Annotated in this window: 18 protein-coding genes; 7 read left to right on the top strand and 11 right to left on the bottom strand. The window is 67.8% G+C overall.

All coding sequences use genetic code 11. From position 1 onward, the window contains the following. Positions 1-7: 7 nt before the first annotated feature. Complete coding sequence (pcaB, locus tag MRB47_RS01365; RefSeq protein ID WP_252101700.1) at positions 8-1,375, bottom strand: 3-carboxy-cis,cis-muconate cycloisomerase; 1,368 nt, start codon at positions 1,373-1,375, stop codon at positions 8-10. A gap of 119 nt (positions 1,376-1,494) precedes the next feature. Here pcaB and MRB47_RS01360 point away from each other — a divergent pair, with 119 nt between their 5' ends. Then, positions 1,495-2,229, top strand: coding sequence for a GntR family transcriptional regulator (locus MRB47_RS01360; RefSeq protein ID WP_252101699.1), 735 nt, complete (start codon positions 1,495-1,497; stop codon positions 2,227-2,229). Between the two features lie 48 nt (positions 2,230-2,277). Here the strand turns inward: MRB47_RS01360 and MRB47_RS01355 are convergent, their stop codons facing one another. Further along, on the bottom strand, positions 2,278-2,967 hold the full coding sequence (locus tag MRB47_RS01355) for a dienelactone hydrolase family protein (protein ID WP_252101698.1): 690 nt from the start codon (positions 2,965-2,967) through the stop codon (positions 2,278-2,280). Between the two features lie 107 nt (positions 2,968-3,074). On the opposite strand from MRB47_RS01355, the gene MRB47_RS01350 reads away from it, so the two are divergent. After that, on the top strand, positions 3,075-3,821 hold the full coding sequence (locus MRB47_RS01350; RefSeq protein WP_012655349.1) for an SDR family oxidoreductase: 747 nt from the start codon (positions 3,075-3,077) through the stop codon (positions 3,819-3,821). Beyond that, entirely contained in the window at positions 3,821-4,459 is a 639-nt protein-coding gene (locus tag MRB47_RS01345; protein ID WP_011803724.1) for a MarC family protein, read from the top strand. Before MRB47_RS01350 ends, MRB47_RS01345 begins: the two co-directional genes overlap by 1 nt. A gap of 3 nt (positions 4,460-4,462) precedes the next feature. On the opposite strand, the gene MRB47_RS01340 is transcribed toward MRB47_RS01345, so the two are convergent. The 9 genes from MRB47_RS01340 to MRB47_RS01300 form a co-directional block, all read right to left on the bottom strand. Next, positions 4,463-5,395 (bottom strand): GGDEF domain-containing protein, encoded by a 933-nt coding sequence (locus MRB47_RS01340; protein WP_012655348.1) that lies wholly within the window; start codon positions 5,393-5,395, stop codon positions 4,463-4,465. 179 nt (positions 5,396-5,574) lie between these two features. Beyond that, positions 5,575-6,081, bottom strand: a complete 507-nt coding sequence (locus tag MRB47_RS01335; protein ID WP_123675267.1) for a hemerythrin domain-containing protein — start codon at positions 6,079-6,081, stop codon at positions 5,575-5,577. A 653-nt stretch (positions 6,082-6,734) separates the two neighbouring features. Beyond that, positions 6,735-8,642 carry a hypothetical protein gene (locus tag MRB47_RS01330; protein WP_252100595.1) on the bottom strand — a complete coding sequence of 636 codons (1,908 nt, stop codon included), beginning with the start codon at positions 8,640-8,642 and terminating at the stop codon, positions 6,735-6,737. A 111-nt stretch (positions 8,643-8,753) separates the two neighbouring features. Further along, the gene (locus MRB47_RS01325; RefSeq protein ID WP_252101697.1) at positions 8,754-9,332 is read right to left on the bottom strand and encodes a hypothetical protein; all 579 of its coding nucleotides are present in this window, start codon (positions 9,330-9,332) and stop codon (positions 8,754-8,756) included. A 76-nt stretch (positions 9,333-9,408) separates the two neighbouring features. Beyond that, on the bottom strand, positions 9,409-9,624 hold the full coding sequence (locus MRB47_RS01320; protein ID WP_252101696.1) for a CsbD family protein: 216 nt from the start codon (positions 9,622-9,624) through the stop codon (positions 9,409-9,411). Positions 9,625-9,868: 244 nt separating this feature from the next. After that, the gene (locus tag MRB47_RS01315; RefSeq protein ID WP_252101695.1) at positions 9,869-10,546 is read right to left on the bottom strand and encodes an ABC-type transport auxiliary lipoprotein family protein; all 678 of its coding nucleotides are present in this window, start codon (positions 10,544-10,546) and stop codon (positions 9,869-9,871) included. A gap of 17 nt (positions 10,547-10,563) precedes the next feature. Further along, positions 10,564-11,541, bottom strand: a complete 978-nt coding sequence (locus MRB47_RS01310) for an MlaD family protein (RefSeq protein WP_252101694.1) — start codon at positions 11,539-11,541, stop codon at positions 10,564-10,566. Then, entirely contained in the window at positions 11,541-12,383 is an 843-nt protein-coding gene (locus MRB47_RS01305; protein ID WP_012655342.1) for an ABC transporter ATP-binding protein, read from the bottom strand. The genes MRB47_RS01310 and MRB47_RS01305 overlap by 1 nt, the downstream gene beginning before the upstream one ends. Before the next feature lie 2 nt (positions 12,384-12,385). Next, complete coding sequence (locus MRB47_RS01300) at positions 12,386-13,504, bottom strand: MlaE family ABC transporter permease (RefSeq protein ID WP_012655341.1); 1,119 nt, start codon at positions 13,502-13,504, stop codon at positions 12,386-12,388. 335 nt (positions 13,505-13,839) lie between these two features. Here MRB47_RS01300 and MRB47_RS01295 point away from each other — a divergent pair, with 335 nt between their 5' ends. The 4 genes from MRB47_RS01295 to MRB47_RS01280 all read left to right on the top strand — a co-directional run bounded on the left by MRB47_RS01295 (position 13,840) and on the right by MRB47_RS01280 (position 18,477). After that, positions 13,840-15,534 (top strand): GMC family oxidoreductase, encoded by a 1,695-nt coding sequence (locus MRB47_RS01295; RefSeq protein WP_041835849.1) that lies wholly within the window; start codon positions 13,840-13,842, stop codon positions 15,532-15,534. 299 nt (positions 15,535-15,833) lie between these two features. Further along, positions 15,834-16,592, top strand: coding sequence for a sulfite exporter TauE/SafE family protein (locus tag MRB47_RS01290; protein WP_012655339.1), 759 nt, complete (start codon positions 15,834-15,836; stop codon positions 16,590-16,592). 37 nt (positions 16,593-16,629) lie between these two features. Beyond that, entirely contained in the window at positions 16,630-17,550 is a 921-nt protein-coding gene (gene rocF / locus MRB47_RS01285; protein ID WP_252101693.1) for an arginase, read from the top strand. Between the two features lie 165 nt (positions 17,551-17,715). Then, the gene (locus tag MRB47_RS01280; protein WP_011803712.1) at positions 17,716-18,477 is read left to right on the top strand and encodes an ABC transporter substrate-binding protein; all 762 of its coding nucleotides are present in this window, start codon (positions 17,716-17,718) and stop codon (positions 18,475-18,477) included. Positions 18,478-18,487: the final 10 nt, after the last annotated feature.

Here is an 18,487-nt window from a genome sequence, read left to right as displayed (position 1 = left end):
GTAGGGATCAATGGGTCCTGGCCGATGCGGCAATCGCGCGGTCGACCATCACCGGGGCCAGGCCCAGGTAGTTGGCGGGGTCGGTCAGGCGATCGATGGCGGCGCGGTCGAAGTGCGCGGTGACGGCGGGCAGGGCCGCCAGGGCGTCGGCCAGGGTGCCGCCGCGCTCGTTGACGGTGCGGCAGGCGTCGTAGACCACGTCGTGCGCCTGCTGGCGCCCCATGGCGGGGGCCAGGCCCATCATCACGGCCTCGGCCACGATCAGGCCGCGGCTGATTCCCAGGTTGCGGCGCATCTGGTCGGTGTCCACGATCAGCCCGCCCAGGGCGAACTTCGCCTGGTGCAGCGCCCCGGCGGCGAGGATGAAGCTCTCGGGGATGGCGACCCATTCGGCGTGCCACGGGCCGGTGGCGCGCTCGAAGTCCTGGACCATGGCGTCCACCATCAGGCCGGCGTGCTGGCGCACGGCCTTGGCGGCGGCCAGCATCAGCTCGCTGGAGATGGGGTTGCGCTTCTGCGGCATGGTGCTGCTGGCGCCCCGGCCCTTGACGAAGGGCTCGTAGACCTCGGCGAACTCGGTCGAGGCCATGATCATGATGTCCAGCGCGATCTTGCCGAGCGACCCCGTCACCAGCGCCAGCAGGTTCACCGCCTCGGCGAAACCGTCGCGCGCCACGTGCCAGGTGGTGGCCGGCACGGCCAGGCCCAGTTCCTCGGCCAGCGCCTGCTGCACCTCCAGCCCCTTCTCGCCCAGTGAGGCCAGCGTGCCCGCGGCGCCCGCGAATTCCACGCACAGCACGCGCTCGCGTAGCTGGGCCAGGCGCTCTTGGTGGCGGTCGAACATGGCCAGCCAGATCGCCACCTTGTAGCCGAAGGTCACGGGCAGCGCCTGCTGCAGGTGGGTGCGGCCGGCCATGGGCGTGTCGCGGTGCTTGGCCGCCAGGTCGGCCAGGATGGCGCGCAGCGCGCGGATGTCGGCCTCCACGATGTCCAGCGCGTCGCGCACCTGCAGCACGTTGGCCGTGTCCATGATGTCCTGCGTGGTGGCGCCCCAGTGCACGTAGCGGCCCGCGTCGCCGCACATGGCCACCAGCTGGTGCACCAGCGGCAGGATGGGGTAGCCGACAATGTCGGTTTCGTGGCGCATGTGGTCGAAGTCGATGCGCTCCAGGCGCGACTCGCGGGCGATGGCCTCGGCCGCATCGGCCGGGATCACGCCGCAGCGCGCCTCGGCGCGCGCCAGGGCCACTTCCACCTCGATGTAGCGGGCGATCAGGCGGCGGTCGGAGAACACCTCGCGCATGGCGGGCGTGCCGAAGGCGTCGCGGAACAGGATGGAGTCGATGACAGTGCTGGAGACGGGGCTGAAGGACATGGGAGCGGCTTGGAGTGGGTGGACATACATCGAACATATAAATATGTTCGAACAAATTAAATGTAGATATGTTCGAACAAACAAGAATCAGGAATAACCCTGAGCCGTTGCCGCACGCCATGACCAAGACCACCTATGCCGACCTGGCCCGCGACCTGGCCGAGGCCATCACGGCCGGCACCTACCCCGTGGGTTCGCTGCTTCCCACCGAATTCGAGCTGTGCGAGACGCACGGCCTGAGCCGCTATGCGGTGCGCAAGGCACTGGACGAGTTGCAGGAGCTGGGGCTGATCTCCCGGCGCAAGAACGTGGGCACGCGCGTGGAGGCCACGCGGCCGGCGGCGGGGTTCACACAGTCCATCGCCACGGTGGACGAGCTGGCCCAGTTCGGCGCCCGGCACGTGCGCGTCGTCCGCGGCACCAAGCGGCTGGTGGCCGACCTGGCCCTGGCCAAGGAGCTGGACTGCCCCGGCGGCACGCGCTGGCTGCACATCTCCAGCCTGCGCATGGAGGACGCCACGCCCGCGGCACGCCCCATCTGCTGGACCGACGTGTACGTGGATGCGGCCTTCGGCGACATCGACGGCCTGGTGCGCGAGTCGCCCGAGACCCTGATCAGCTCCTTGATCGAGGCGCGCTACGGGCGCGCCATCACCCGCATCCGCCAGGAGGTGGATGCGATCCTCATGCCCGCGGGGCTGGCCGGCGAGCTGCAGGCGGAGGTGGGCTCGGCCGCGCTGCGCATCACGCGGCGCTATTACGACGCGGCGGGAGAACTGCTGGAGATTTCACGCTCCATCCATCCCGCCAGCCGCTTCACCTTCTCGATGGAGATGAGCCGCAGCAGGGAATAGCCCCGGCCGCCCGGAGGCGCTGGAGGCCGGTGGGAGCTGCAACCGCGATCAGCCCACGTGCTCGGCCAGGAAGGCCAGCGTGCGCTCGCGCGCGGTCTGGGCGGCGGCCTCGTCGTAGCTGCCGCGGTGGTCGCAATTGAAGCCGTGGTCGGCGGGGTACACGTGCACCTGCGCCTCGGGGTGGGCCTGGGCGAAGGCCCGTACGCTGTCCTGCGTGATCCAGTGGTCGCGCTCGCCGAAATGCGCCAGCACCGGCACGCGCGGCTGGCGCGCGGCCTCGGCGGCCGAGGTGACGCCGCCGCCGTAGTAGGGCACGGCGGCGGACAGGCCATCGAGCAGACAGGCCGCGCGCCAGGCCAGCAGCCCGCCCCAGCAGTAGCCCACCACGCCGACCTTGTCGCCGCCCTGGCGCGCCGCGTAGTCGATGGCTGCCTGGATGTCGGGCAGCACGCCCGGCGCGGGCAGGCCCTCCACCGCGGCCTTGAGCGCCATGCCGGCCTGCATGTCCTGGGGGCCGTAGCCCAGGTCCACGTCCTTTTGCACGCGCGCGAAGGTGGACGGCGCCACCGCCAGGTAGCCGCGCGCGGCATACCCGTCGGCCACGGCGCGGATATGGGCGTTGACGCCGAATATCTCCTGCAGCACCACCACCGCGCCGCGCGGCGCGCCGTCGGTGCGCGCCACCCAGGCGGGGGCCGTGAATCCGTCGCTGGCGGTAAGGTCCACCCACTGTCCCATGTCGTGTCTCCTGACGCGTTGAGCGAAGGGAGTGCAGGCGCGTGGACGATACGCGTCAGCGCCGCAAACCTGTTCCAATGCGCCATTCTTGCAGGAGTCACCCGTACATGGACAAGATTGTTCTGATCACAGGCGGCAGCCGGGGCATCGGCGCTGCCGCCGCCTTATTGGCCGCGCAGCGCGGCTGGGCCGTGGCCATCAACTACCTGCGCCACGCCGAAGCCGCGAACGGCGTGGTGCGCCAGATCGAGGCCGCGGGCGGGCGCGCCATCGCCGTGCAGGCCGATGTGGCGGTGGAGGCCGACGTAGTGACTCTGTTCGAGACCGTGGACCACCGCCTGGGGCGCCTCACGGCACTGGTGAACAACGCGGGCGTGGTGGACCGCCCTGCCCGCGTGGACGAGATGCACGGCGAGCGCCTGCGGCGCATGTTCAGCATCAACGTGCTGGGCGCCTTCTACTGCGTGCGCGAGGCGGTGCTGCGCATGAGCACGCGCCATGGCGGTGCTGGTGGCAGCATCGTCAACGTGTCCAGCATCGCGGCCCGGCTGGGTGCACCCCATCAGTACGTGGACTATGCGGCGTCCAAGGGCGCGCTGGACACGCTCACCATAGGCCTGGCGCACGAGGTGGGCGGCGAGGGCATCCGCGTGAATGCCGTGCGCCCCGGCCTGATCGACACCGATATCCACGCCAGCGGCGGCCTGCCCCACCGCGTGCGCGACCTGGCAGGCCAGGTGCCCATGGGGCGCGGCGGCACGCCCGAGGAAGTGGCCGAGGCCATCGTGTGGCTGATGTCGGACGCGGCCAGCTACACCTCGGCCACGCTCATGGACATTGCCGGGGGCCGCTGATGGACTTGAAGCCGCTCATCACGCTGCTGGCCATCGTGAATCCATTGGCCATCGTGCCGTTCTTCATCCACTACACCAGCGGTTTCAACGCCGCGCAGCGCCGGCGCACCGTCCAGGTGGCGGCGTTCAGCGCGTTTTGCGTGATCGCGGCCTGCGCGCTCGTCGGCCTGCAGATCCTGGACTTCTTCAACATCTCGCTGCAGAGCTTCCAGGTGGGCGGGGGCATGCTGCTGCTGATCAGCGCCATGAACATGCTCAATGCGCAGCCGGCCGAGGCCAAGCCGCACACCCACGAGCTGGAGCAGGGCGCCGAGAAGGCGGCTGCGGGCAGCAGCATCGCCGTGGTGCCGCTGACCATCCCGCTGCTCACGGGGCCGGCGGCCATGTCCACCGTGGTGATCTACGCCGACCGCGCGCAGAGCATCTGGCAGCACCTGGCGCTGGTGGGCTACGGCGTGGTGGTGGGCGCGGCCACGGCGCTGTGCTTTGCACTGGCCGAGCCCATCGAGCGCGTGCTCGGCAAGACGGGCATCAACGTGATGACGCGGCTCATGGGGCTGATCCTCGCGGCGCTGGCCGTGGAGGTGATGGCCGACGGGCTGAGCAAGCTGTTTCCGGTGCTGGCCGCGCGTTCATAGCGGTCAGGCCGTGGCCTCGATGCGGTTGCGCCCCGCGTGCTTGGCACGGTAAAGGCAGCGGTCCACCGTTTCCAGGAACCGCTTGGAGTCATCCTGCGTGCCGGGCAGAGCCGTGCCCATGCCCACGCTCACCGTGAGCTGCTGGCCCAGGGGCGAAGCCGCATGGACGATACCGGCGTGGGCCACCTCCTGCATGCAGCGCTGCGCCACCGCGCGCGCGGAAGATGCGTCCGCGCCGGGCAGCAGCAGCACGAACTCCTCGCCGCCGTAGCGCGCCAGGCAGTCGCGCGGGCGGTGGGCGGCCTGCTGCAGCGCGCGGGCCACGCGCCGCAGGCACTCGTCGCCCTCCACGTGGCCGTACTGGTCGTTGTAGCTCTTGAAGAAATCCACATCGAACATCAGCAGCGACAGCGGCTCGCCGGTGCGCTGCGCCTCCTGCCATTCGCGCTCGTACACCGCGTCGAACTTGCGGCGGTTGTTCACACCCGTGAGCCCGTCGCGGAATGACAGTTCCTGCAGCTCCTGCTGCAGTTGCAGCAGCTGGTGTTCGTTCTGCTTGCGCTCGGTGATGTCGAACATGAAGCCCACGAGCGACACCACATTGCCCTGCAAGTCGCGCACCACATGCACCACGTCGCGGATCCACACGTAATCCCCGCCTGTGGTGAGCGCGCGGTAGTCCGCCTCGTGGTCCACGCCCGACTGGGATTGCGAAATGCAGAAGTTGACCACCCGGTCCCGGTCGTCGGGGTGCATGCGGTCGGCCCAATCCTGCACGGTGCGCCAGCTGGTGGGCGCCCAGCCCAGCAGGTCCTCGATCTGCGGCCCGATGTAGGCAAAGGTCGCCGTGGCCCAGTCGATCTTCCACGGAATGGCGCGCGTGGATTCGAGCAGGGTGCGATAGAGCGCGCTTTCGGGTGGTTCATGCGGCGTCATGGGGGCTCCGGCTGGCCGTGAAAACGCAGCAAGCTTAGCAGGGCGACGCGACAGCAACCGTGGCGGGCGCGGGACGCCACGCCGCGCCACTCCGGCACAACCTGTCGCCAAGCGCCACACGCACCCGGCGCGGCGCCGCACCGCCCCAGTTTTGCAGTTCTGCTGAGCTGGCCGATCGTTCAAGCCGCGGCGGCGGGCTGGGCGGATGTGTCATCACCCGAAGAGCAGGCCCCACCGCAGCCATGGATCAGATCGTCGGGCAGCGCGCCCGGCGTCTGCACGCTGCCCGTGGCGGGATCGAAGCCCACGCGGCGCAGGTGCTGGGCGAGGGACGCGTCCATGGCGTCCGTATGCTGGGGGAACCATACGGCCAGCTCTGCAGCCATCTCGCGCAGGACATGCAGCTCGCCCTGGCGCGCGCGGTCGGTGCCCTCGCGCATGATCTTGAGCACCACCTGGTGCTGCGTGCTGTGGCAGTTGCCCGCGGCAAAGCGGGTGGCCTGCATCCAGCGGTCCTCCTGGGCGAAGTGAGCGTCGGTGTGCGCCACTAGGTCTTCCCAGGCACCGATGAGCGCCGCGTCATCGGCGCTCTCCACGGCCTGCAGCAGTGCCACGAATTCCTGGTGCGTGTGGTCCATCTGCGGCAGATCCAGTGCGAGTTCCTCGGACCATTGCAATGCGGCCATGGGCGGTCTTTCCTTCCTGTGCGGCGTTGTGAAGCGGCGCGAGCTTAAGAAAAACCGCCACCGGCGGTATTGACACATGTCATGTCGGCGCCGCTGGTGGGGGACAAAAAAAGCCCCGCCAGAGGCCTAGCCGTTCCGTTAAGGTGTTGCTAAGCCCTTGATTCAAGCCCCTCTGCTTCGGCACGAGGGGCTTCGTTTCTTTGGTCGCTATAAGGGACATGCTGAATTTCAAGCCCCTTTCCCTAGGCGTCGCGCTCGTGTGTGCCGCCAGCTTCCTCACTGCCTGCAACGACGAGCCCGCTCCGGACTTCAGGGGCAGCACTCCCGTGGCATACGGCAATCGGACTGTCTCTCTGAGCGTTGAGGCTTGGCGAGACAATGGCAGCCAGCCTTGTCGTGTCCTTATCAGAGGCGCTGAAGTAACAAATTGGGTCAAACCAACCGGTATTCTGCCGCGGATGACCCTAGCCCCGGCAGTAGTGCTGGCCTGCACAGGGCGGAGCCCGTACCTTTCCTCGGTGAGCGGCGAGGGTGAAGGGGGTGTAGCCGAATGGGAAGAGTCCTCGGGGCCTGAATCGGGAGCCCCCCTCTCTGTCTACCAAGTGCGAGTGAGCTCCCTGACTGCGGACCAAGCTCACCTCGAACTACGGGTCCTACGCGGCAAGTGACTCGCTTGCGTGAGCCACGGGGCCGGAGGGCTTGAGCGACCGAGCGGCAGGCGCGCGGCGTCTTTCGGGCGGTTCGGGAGTGAAATAGATGATGTCTTCGGGCGCTATGGGTCCGCGCGCCAGCCCCAGCCGCATTGCCGGCGTTTTCCCGTCCCGGCCAACCTCGCAGTAGTTGAAGTACGTCCGGAAGATGCCGAGCACCTTCACCAGGACTTCGGGGTTGTAGGCGCTCTTCCCGAACCAGAGACGTCGGTCGGTGTTGGCGCTGGCCACCGCGCGTTCTGCCAGCGTGAGGCCTCGCCGGACCTGCATAAAGAAGCGGTCGACAGCGGTAAGGGTGGCTTTCAGGTGCAGTAGCGCCTGGTGGCTAAGCTGGAGCCGACGCTTGTCCGGTTCGGTTTCGACCGGGTCGATATCGGTCAGCCAGCAAACGGATTTCTCAGGCTCACGCATCTCCGATATGGGATGGCGGAACCAGCGGTCCCCCCACTTGCCGATGGCAACCATGCGCGCCAGTTCTTCCTCGGCAGCCAGAAGTTCTGCAGCCTCAGGGGTTACCCCGTATTTCTCCGCTAAGCGCGCCAGACGCCGCTTGGTTGCACCAACCAGCGCGCGCTTCATGTCCACTGACATATCTTTGAGCACCTTGACATAGAAAGCGTCAGCCGTCCGGTCCAGAACCCTTTTCGGCACGGCCGTCAGAATGGCCGCACGTATGCCCGACTCCTGGTCTGTGAAGAAGCGAATCTTCTTGGCACGGCAGAGCAGTCGAGTGACAAGCTGGATGTGGGCGTACATCACCACTTGCTCATGCAGCAGCATGCCCTTTACGGGGGCACGGGATGAGTTCGCGGGGCCTTCACCATCTTCTATATCGGGGCGACCTAAGGCTGCGTCGTACGTCTCTTCGATGACCGATTCCATAGGCTTTCGGGAGGTACCTCCGCGAGGCGCCGCCCTCTCAGCCGCAGCATTCCAATCAGCCGGTAGCCAGACTCTCGCGTAGCGGCGAAACGCTCTGGCAAGTGCATGGTCGCCAAAGCGAACCATGTCCTTCTCTACGTCAGCAGAGTCCAGCGCAGGGTCAAAGTTGACGTTGACCCCGAACACATAGCCCGTAGCCTGGTCGGCCGTTGCAATGGACAGCAAAAGTGTGTTCTTTCGCACCTTCTTAGAGTGCCAGTTCACCACCAGCTTTTGCCGGTCAACCGACAGATATCTTGAGCCTAGGTCGTCGCGTCCCATGAGGGTTCGCTCACGCTCGCCGGCGAACATCTGGGCCTGCTCATAGAGGAAGTCGATGCGGTCGTATAGCTGGCTGGGGGAGATATCGAGGACCTTGATGATGCGCCGCAGCGGCATGGCGTTCATCAGATGCACCAAGATATCGCGATTGGAGTGACTGCGACGTTGGCGCTTGGTTGACCGGCCGCCGAAGGAGAACGCCTTCTTGCAGCCGACACACTTGAACCGGGGAGTTCCGTGGGCGTTGGTGCCGAAGCGAGTCACATTCTCAAGGGATGGCGCCCCCTCCGATAGAGAGCAGGCCTCGTTCGGACACTGCGGGAGTACTGGTTCAAGGTACTCCGACATGCGCATAAGCTCCTCGGCAATCGCCAAGTTGCTCTGCATAGGGGTGATTTCCTCGCACAGGCGGCACTTCAGTGCCGGCTGGTCCTTACCGGTAGCGACCACGGTGTAGTCGCCTGGGCCAACGGAAGAAGCTGGAGTACCGGCCCCGCCTCGGGCAACCGCAAGCTTGGGCGGTACGCCGAAGTTACCGCACTTGGGGTTCTTGCAGTGATTGACTTGAATACCCGCCGCGGCCGGCGGAAATCTAGGCGGCCACTTAGTCGGCTTTACTGAAGTTGGATGAGATTTTTCCTTGGACAAAGAAACGCCCTAGTCGTTGACTAGGGCGGAATTTTGAGCCATTACAGCTTTCTTAGCAACACTTTAACAGAACGGCTAGCGCCAGAGGCGGGGCTGCACATATTTGCCGGTTTATTGGCCGTGGGTGCGCTTGGCATCGGCCACGCACTTGTCCTTGGCGTCACCGCTCATGGTGTCGCAGCGCTCCTTGGCGGCCTTGTAGTTGGCTTCGCGCTGGGCCTCTGCGGCGTCCTTCTTGGCCTCTGCGACATCGGCGCGCTTCTCGGCGGTGGAGTCGGCGGGCTTGGCCTGCGCGCGCTGCACCTTGGCATTTTCCTTGGCGGCCACATGGGCGGCCTTGGCGTCCTTCACGCAAATGTCCTTGGCGTCGCCCTTCTGGTCGTCGCATTTTTCCTTGGCCACTTCATAGTCAGCGTCGGCACGGGCCTCGTTCACGTTGTAGGTGGCCTTGTCGCTGGGCTTGTACTGGGCTTCCAACTCGGCCTTGGCCACCTTCTCGCGGCCCTTGGCCTCCTTCATGCAGACGTCCTTGGCGTTGCCCTGCAGGGTGTCGCACTGCGCCTTGGCGGCCTTGTAGTCAGCGCCGATGCGGTCCTTGCCGGCGTTGTGTTCCTCCTTGGTCATGGCCATGCCCGAAGTGGCCATCAGGGCAGCGGCCGCCAGGGCCAGCAGATTGCGTGCGTTTTTCATGGAATGTCCTCCGGATGAATGTGATGGAAATTGAATCCCGCAGGGCGCGCGAGTCGTGCCCCTGCGGCGCGTTGCGTCAGTCGTAGCGGAAGTCGGGGTTGCGCTGTTCCCAGCCCTTGAGCTGTTCCTCGGCTGCCTCCCGGGCCAGCCCGTGGCGCTCCTGCAGCTTGCCCAGCAGCTGGTCGCGCTTGCCGGCGATGATGTCCAAATCGTCGTCGGTCAGCTTGCCCCATTGCTCCTTCACTTTGCCCTTGAACTGCTTCCAGTTGCCTTCAATGCGGTCTTCGTTCATACGTCACTCTCCTGTGGCGGTTGTTGAGGGATCGCCTGCCTGGCCCCTGTATGGCGCCGGGCATTGCGAGGCGATGAATGGACTCTAGGCAGGTGCCCGGCGGCAGCGCGTCGGTGCGCGCACGCAAGCCGCGTCAGCCCAGTGCGACAGCGGCATGTAGGCCTCCGCCCCGTCGCCGGTGCGCGGCGGGCAAAAAAAAGAGACATGCGCAGCATGTCTCTGGGGGTGGGAAGGGCGCAGGCGCTCAGCGGCCGGACTGCTCCACCCATGCGGCCAGCTCCTCGGCCACCTGGGCCGCCGCATCGGCCAGGGCCTTGGCGCCGCCGGCGGCATCGGGCGTGGCGGCATCGCGCCGCGCCACGAACACCCGCTGCGCGACCAGCGTCTCACCCGCAGTACTCGCGTCGGCCAGCACGGCGCGCACACGCACCAGGCCGGCGCTCGCCTGGGGCGCGCCGAACACATGGCTGAACTCCTCCAGCTCCAGGCGCAGCACGCTGGGCATGCGGCCGCGCTCCAGCAACACGGCCATGCCGTCGTCGCCAGAGAGCACCGCGCGGCGCTGGCCCAGGCGCTCGCGCACCGCCTGGTGCAGCAGCACGGCGGGCGGCAGGCTCCAGCGCGCCTGGGTGTAGGGGCGCAGTTGCTGGGCGTTGGTATAGGCCAGCCGGTACAGCAGCGCGGTGCTGCCCTCGGGCAGGCCCGTGGCGGTCACCTCGGCCAGCGCGATCGGGGGCAGCGGCGCGCTGGCCGCGGGGCCCGGCGCCTGCAAGGGGCCGGGGCCGAAGTCGTACACATCGGCGCGCACCGGCGGCTCGGGGAGGATGGAGCAGCCCACCATCAGCGCCATAAATGTGAAGCCAAAAATGGCTTTAGCGCTTATCTGGCGAGCGCCAACAGCTATCTTTTTAATAGTCATCATAGGGTCCTTGCAATGCGTCAGGGCTGCGCTGCGGGAGCGGTGAAACCAGGCTCGCCGGGCCCCGCGGCCGAGCGGCCTGGTCCATAGATGAGCGACTGCGGGTTGTCGTTGATACCCGAGGCCGTGCGGCCCAGGCGGCGCGCGGCGCGCGCGGTTTCGTCGGCCGCATGGTTGATGCGCGGCAGCGTGACGCGGCCGAAGCGGTCGGCCGCGCCGGCCAGCGACTTCGCGCCTGCGGCGATCTCGTCGAGCGCGCCGCCCTCGGCCTGCAGCGTGCGGATGGCCTGGCTGACGTCGTTGGCGGCCGTGGCCGCGCTGCTGCCCGCCTGGCGCAGCGCCTGCAGGGTCTGCTGCGTGTCCTGCACCAGCGGCGGCACGCCCGCCAGCGCAGGGTCCAGCCGGGTGGTCACGGTGTTGTCCAGGCGGCGCGCGAGCTGGTCGATGCTGCCCGCCGCGTCGCCCAACTGCTTCAGTGCCGTGGAAAAGCGCTGCTGGTTCTCGTCGCCCAGCAGGGTGTTGATGCGCTGCGTGGCCTCCTGCACCTGGCCCAGGATGGCCGGGCCCTGCTCGGACAGTTGGCTGAACGAGGAGCTGTGCAGCGGCAGGCGCGGCAGGCCGCTGGCGCCCGGCGGCGGCGCGGGCAGCGGCGCCTCCGCGTCGTCCAGCTGCACATGGGCCAGGCCCGTCACGCCCTGGTAGCCCAGCGTGGCGAAGGTGGTGGGGCTGATGGGCGCGTCCGCATTCACGGCGATACGGATCAGCACGTTGCCCGAGACCTGCGGGTCAAAACCGATGTGCGTGACCTTGCCTACGGCCACGCCCTTGTAGCGCACGGCTGCCTGGGGCTGCAGGCCGCTCACGCTGTCCTTGCTGGACAACTCGTAGAGCTGGTAATCGGTCTGGTCGCGCGTGAGCCACATGCCGAGGCCGGCCAGCAGCGCCGCCACGGCGATCACGAAAATGCCTGCGGCCAGGGCATGGGACTTGTTTTCCATCAGGCTTCCTTGGACGAAGAGGCGGCGGGCGGCTGGGCCATGGCACGGCGGCCGCGTTCTCCGAGAAAAAAGTGGTGAATGAAGGGATGGTCGAAGCGCGCGACCTCCTGCGGCGTGCCGGTGACGATGACGCGCCGGTCGGCCAGCACGGCCACGCGCGTGGACAGGGCGTACAGGGTATCCAGGTCGTGCGTGACCATGATCACCGTGAGGCCCAGCGCCGCATGCAGCTCGCGCAGCAGCGCGCAGAACTCGTCGGAACTGCTCGGGTCCAGCCCCGCCGTGGGTTCGTCCAGCAGCAGCAGCGGCGGGTCCATGATGAGCGCGCGCGCCAGGGCCACGCGCTTGATCATGCCGCCCGAGAGGTCCGCCGGCATGCGCGTGGCGTGCTCGGGCTTGAGCCCCGCCAGGCGCAGCTTGACCATGGCCGCGTCGTTGACCAGCGCGGGCGGCAGCGTGCCCAGCTCGCGCAGCGCGAAAGCAATGTTGTCCAGCACGTTGAAGGCCGAGAACAGCGCCCCGTGCTGGAACAGCATGCCCACGCGGCTGCTGGCGCGCTCGCCGCCGACCAACTCAGCCGCCGAGCGGCCCAGCACCTCCACACTGCCGCGCGTGGGCCGCGTGAGCCCCAGGATGTGGCGCAGCAACACCGTCTTGCCGGTGCCCGAGCCTCCCACGAGCGAGAGGATCTCGCCGCGCTGCACGGTGAGCTGCAGGTCGTCGTGCACCGTGAAGGCTTCGTCACCCCGGCCGAACACCGTGGCCAGGCCGCGGATGTCCACCACCGGCGGCTCAACCACGGCCCTGGTGTCGGCGTCTGCGGCGGGGCGGGTGGCATCCATGGCTAGAAACCCACGTTCTTGAAGGCGACGGCGAACAGCGCGTCCACGATGATCACCATGGTGATGGCGCTCACCACCGAGGCCGTGGTGCCTTCGCCCAGGCTCTGGGTGTTGGGCTTGACGCGCAGCCCCCAGTGGCAGCCGATGAGCGCGATGAACACGCCGAAAACCACCGACTTGGACATCGCCAGCCACAGGTTGGACACATTCACGGCGGCAGGCAGGGCCTGCGCAAAGTAGGCCGACGAGATGCCCATGGTCAGGTCCGCAGCCAGCATGCCGCCCGCCAGCGCCGCCAGCGTGGTCCACAGGGCCACCAGCGGCATGGCCAGCGCCAGCGCCAGCGCACGCGGCATCACCAAGCGAAAACCGTGCGGTATGCCCATGACGCGCATGGCATCCAGCTCCTCGGTGACGCGCATCACGCCAATCTGCGCGGTGATGGCCGAGCCCGATCGCCCCGCCACGAGGATGGCGCCCAGCATGGGCCCCAGCTCGCGGATCAGCGAGATGCCCAGGATGTTCACGATAAACGCTTCGGCGCCGAACTGCCGCAACTGCAGCGACATGAGATAGGCCAGCACCACGCCGATCAGGAAGCCCACCAGCGCCGTAATGGGCAGCGCCGTGGCGCCCATGCGGTACAGGTGGCCCGAGATGTCGCGCCAGGGCCCGCGCCGCGGGTTGCGCAGCAGGCGCAGCACGTCCAGCACCAGCTGGCCCACCAGTATCACCAGATGGCGCACATGGTCCAGCGCGTGCAGCACCAGCACGCCCAGGCGGTCCACCTGGTCGCCCAGGCGCCAGGGCGCGGGGGGCTCGCAGGGGGTGGTGTACTGCGCCACGCGCTCCAGCATCTCACGCTGGTTCTCGGTCAGTTCCAGCTGCTCGGGCCAGGCGCGGCCCCAGTGGTTCCACAGGATCTGCGCGCCCACGTGGTCCAGACGCTGCACGCCTTGCAGGCTCCAGGCAACGCCGGGACCGCAGTCCTTGAGCTGCGCCGCCACCCGCCGCCAGGCCCGGCGGTCGGCAAAGGCCGCGGCCACCCACTCGCCCTGCGGCTGGGCAAGGGGCCTGGCAGCGTGGTCCTGCACGACCGATGGAGGGTGGGTGACGGGCATGGTGGTCGGGAAAGAGGCCGGGCGACCGGCTGGCGCAGGCGCCACTGGCGGCGCCCGCAGTTTTGCATATTCCGGCGGCCGCGCCGCGCACGGGGCTGACGCGGCGCATCATTCCACAGATTGGCGCGTGGCAAAAGCGAGGCCCGCCGGTGCTTGAAAAAACATCAAAAACCGGCCGTGACGCACCCGCAGCGCGCGCTGCCACTATCAAAAAACGTAGCGCAGCGGGGTTTCCCTCTCGACACCCGAGTGCCGAATCGCACAATCGATTGCTGCACTGCGGCAGCCCCAGCGCTGGCGCGTTGCGCTCCTTCCCTGACGTGCGATCGGCATCCATGAGCGACACCACTTTCGACTACATCATCATCGGCGGCGGCACCGCCGGCGCCCTGCTGGCCAACCGGCTCAGCGCAGACCCCAAGAACCGTGTGCTGCTCGTGGAGGCCGGCCGCAGGGACGATTACCACTGGATCCACATTCCCGTGGGCTACCTGTATTGCATCGGCAACCCGCGCACCGACTGGCTCTATCACACCGAGGCCGACACCGGCCTGAACGGCCGCAGCCTGCGCTACCCGCGCGGCAAGGTGCTGGGCGGCTGCAGCAGCATCAACGGCATGATCTACATGCGCGGCCAGGCGCGCGACTACGACCAGTGGGCCCAGATCACGGGCGACGACGCCTGGCGCTGGGACAACGTGCTGCCGGCCTTTCGCCGCCACGAGGACCACTGGCGCCTGGACCAGCCCGAGGGCGTGAACGAGAACTTCAAGCGCCTGCACGGCAGCAAGTCCACAGGCAGCTCGGGCGAGTGGCGCGTGGAAAAGCAACGCCTGCGCTGGGACATCCTCGACGCCTTCGCCCAGGCCGCGCAGCAGGCCGGCATTCCCGCCACCGACGACTTCAACCGCGGCACCAACGAGGGCGTGGGCTATTTCGAGGTCAACCAGAAGAACGGCTGGCGCTGGAACACGGCCAAGGCCTTCCTGCGCCCCACCTGCTACGGGCGGCCCAATTTCGAGATGTGGACCTCGGCCCAGGTGACGCGCCTGGTACTGGACCGTCAGCCGGACGGCAGCCTGCGCTGCACCGGCGTGCAGGTGTGGACCGGCGAGGAAATGGTCACGGCCCACGCGCAGCAGGAGGTGATCCTGAGCGCCGGCGCGGTGAACTCGCCACAGATTCTGCAGCTGTCGGGCATCGGCCCCGGCGCGTTGCTGCAGCGGCACGGTATCGATATACAGGCCGACCTGCCCGGCGTGGGCGCCAACCTGCAGGACCACCTGCAGATCCGCGCCGTGTACAAGGTGCAAGGCGTGCCCACACTGAACATGCTGGCGGGCAACCTGCTGGGCAAGGCCAGAATCGGGCTGGAATACGCCTTCAAGCGCAGCGGCCCGATGAGCATGGCACCGTCGCAACTGGGCGCCTTCACACGCAGCCAGCCGGACCTGCCGCACCCCAACCTTGAGTACCACGTGCAGCCCCTGTCGCTGGAGGCCTTCGGCGAGCCGCTGCACCGCTTCCCGGCCTTCACGGCCAGCGTGTGCAACCTGAACCCCACCAGCCGCGGAACCATCCAGATCAAGAGCCCGGACTTCCGCACCGCGCCGGCCATCGCTCCCAACTACCTGTCCACGCCCGAGGACCGCCAGGTGGCCGCCGACAGCCTGCGCGTCACGCGCCGCATCGTGGCCCAGCCCGCACTGGCTCCCTACCAGCCCGAGGAATACAAGCCCGGCCCGCAGTACCAGAGCGACGAAGACCTCGCCCGGCTGGCGGGCGATATCGCCACCACCATCTTCCATCCCGTGGGCACTACGCGCATGGGCCGGCTGGACGATCCGCAGGCTGTGCTGGATGCGCGCCTGCGCGTGCGCGACGGCCGCGGCGGCGTGGTGGCCGGCCTGCGCGTGGTGGACGCGGGCGCCATGCCCACCATCACCAGCGGCAATACCAATGCACCCACGCTGATGATGGCCGAGATGGCCGCCCAATGGATTCGCAGCGAGGCGCGTGCCCCAGTTTGAACCAGTGGCAGCAGGTGCGGGAAACCACCAATGCACCACCGGGGTGCGTTTTATTACAGTCCATGCACTCGAAGCGCGCCTCGGCACGCCAACCGAGGGGACCGAGGAGACAACAGCCCTAACACAAGAACATCAACCATCAATTCAGGCATCCGCAACGAGATGCCCCTTCACAAGGCACCCGCAACCCGGGTGCCTTTTTATTTGTCGAGACTTTCAGCAAAAGTGGCCCCAGCGCCCGCAGGGTGGGCGCAAGCAGCTACTGATTCCATAGCGGTAGCGGTGCGACAATCGCGCCCATGGAATGGATCATCGTCTCGCTGGCCTCGCTGCTGGCCGGCTTCGTGGACGCAATCGTCGGCGGGGGCGGCCTGATCCTGCTGCCCGCCCTGTTCGCCACGTTTCCCACCGCGCCGCCGGCCACGCTGATGGGTACCAACAAGAGTGCCGCCATCTGGGGCACGGGCATCGCCACCTGGCAGTACAGCCGCCGCGTGCAGATGCGCTGGCGTGCCATGCTGCCGGCGGCGCTCGCGGGATTCGTCGGCGCGTTCGCCGGCGCCTGGGTGGTGACGCTGATCTCCGCCGATTTCCTGCGCAAGCTGCTGCCGCTGGTGCTGGTGGCGCTGCTGATTTACACCCTGGCGCGCAAGGACTTGGGGCGCCACCACGCGCCCCGCCTGGCTGCAGGGCGTGAAACCCTGGCGGCCTGCGCCATCGGCGTGACCATCGGCTTCTACGACGGCTTCTTCGGCCCCGGCACGGGCAGTTTCTTCGTGTTTCTCTTCGTGCGCGTGCTGGGCTACGATTTCCTGAACGCTTCGGTGTCCGCCAAGCTGTTGAACCTGGCCACCAACGTGGCCGCGCTGATCCTGTTCACGGCCAAGGGCCATGTCTGGTGGCACTTCGCGCTGCCGCTGGCCGTGGCCAACGTGGTGGGCAGCCTGCTCGGCGCCCACCTGGCGCTGAAGCACGGCGCGGGCTTCGTGCGCGGCATCTTCATCCTGGTGGTGGGCATGCTGATCCTGAAGACCGGCTACGACGCGTTCCTGCGCTGACCCGATCCACCCGCATTCACTGGCAAGGAGAGACCCGATGACGACCCTGACCCTGATCGGCGCCCCCACCGACGTGGGCGCCAGCGTGCTGGGCGCCAGCATGGGCCCCGACGCGCTGCGCATCGCGGGCATTGCGCGGGCCATGCAGGCACGCGGCTTCGACGTGCGCGACCAGGGCAACCTGGCCGGCCCCGGCAATCCGCAGGCCGAGCCCGCCAGCGGCTTTCGCCACCTGGCCGAGGTCGCGGCCTGGAACCGGGCGGTGTACGAAGCCACGCACGCCGCGCTGCAGGCGGGCCAGCTGCCGCTGCTCATGGGCGGCGACCACTGCCTGGCCATCGGCTCCATCAGCGCCGTGGCGCAGCACTGCCGCGCGCGCGGGCGGCGGCTGAAGGTGCTGTGGTTCGACGCGCACGCGGACGCCAACACCCCCGAGTCCTCCCCCAGCGGCAACCTGCACGGCATGCCTGTGGCGTGCCTGTTGGGCCACGGCCCGGCACAGCTCACGCGCCTGGCCGGCCCCGATGCGCCGCCGGCGCTGCAGTCCGGGCAGATCACGCTGATCGGCGTGCGCAGCGTGGACGCCACCGAGAAGCGCTTCGTCAACGACCATGGCATCGAGGTGTACGACATGCGCACCATCGACGAGCTGGGCATGCGCGCGGTGATGCAGGCCGCGCTGGCCGACGTGGACCAGGACACGCACCTGCACGTGAGCTTCGACATGGATTGCCTGGACCCGTCGGTGGCCCCCGGCGTAGGCACCGGCGTGCGCGGCGGCCCGACCTACCGCGAGACCCAGCTGTGCATGGAGATGCTGGCCGACTGCGGTGCGCTCGGATCGGCGGACCTGGTGGAGCTGAACCCTGCGCTGGACGTGCGCAACCAGACGGCCGAGCTGGCCGTGGACCTGCTGGAGAGCCTGTTCGGCAAGTCCACGCTGATGCGCCCGCAATGACCCTGGCCCCCGGGTTTGCGTCAATGCGGCGCACCAGGGGCCGCTCTCTATAATGTGACCGCCTCGTGACGCCGCCCTTACCCGGGCTTCTTGCGCAGGCGTTGGTTTCCGGCTTGTGATCCGCAATGCCGGATTTTTTGTACCTGAAGCAAGCAGGAACTCCCTATGAAGATGTTCAAGACCCTGGCCACTGCTGTGGCGCTGTGCGCCGCCGTTGTCGTGCAGGCGCGTCCCCTGGAAGAAATCCAGAAGAGCGGCACCATCATCCTCGGCTCCGAGGGGCAGTACGCGCCGTTCAACTTCTTCAAGGGCAAGCAGCTCACGGGCTACGAGATCGAAGTGGCCGAGGCCGTGGTCAAGAAGATGGGCCTGAAGTACGAGTGGAAGACCGTCGGCTTCGACGCGCTGCTGACCGGCCTGGCCCAGGACCGCTGGGACCTGGTGATCGCCTCGCACGCCATCACCGACGAGCGCTCCAAGGCCGTGACCTTCACGCTGCCGCACTACTGCTCGGGCGGCATCATCGTGTCGATGAAGCCCGAGGTGGCCAAGGCCGCCGACCTGAACGGCAAGGTGGTGGCCGTGCAGACCGGCACGACCTACCTGGACGCCGTGAAGAAGGTGCCCGGCGTGAAGGACGTGAAGAACTTCCCCACCGACGAAGCCGCGCGCAACGCCCTGGCTTCCAAGCGCGTGGACGCCTGGGTGACCGACCGCTTCGTGGCCAAGGAAATGCTGGCCAAGGCGCCCAAGGCGGGCTTCCGCACGGGCGACATGCTGTTCGTGGAGCAGGTGGCCGCCGCCGTCTCCAAGGGCAACCAGGGCCTGGCCGACGCCTGGAACAAGGCGCTGAAGGAAGCGATCGCCGACGGCACTGTGGGCAAGATCTCCCAGAAGTACTTCCAAGAAGACGTCACCTGCAAGTAACCGACTGCGC

The sequence above is a fragment of the Diaphorobacter sp. LI3 genome (assembly GCF_022807955.1).
Classification (GTDB): Bacteria; Pseudomonadota; Gammaproteobacteria; order Burkholderiales; family Burkholderiaceae_C; genus Diaphorobacter; species Diaphorobacter nitroreducens.
The sequence above is the reverse complement of the archived record's forward strand: the minus strand, read 5'-3'. Positions and strand labels throughout refer to the sequence as shown.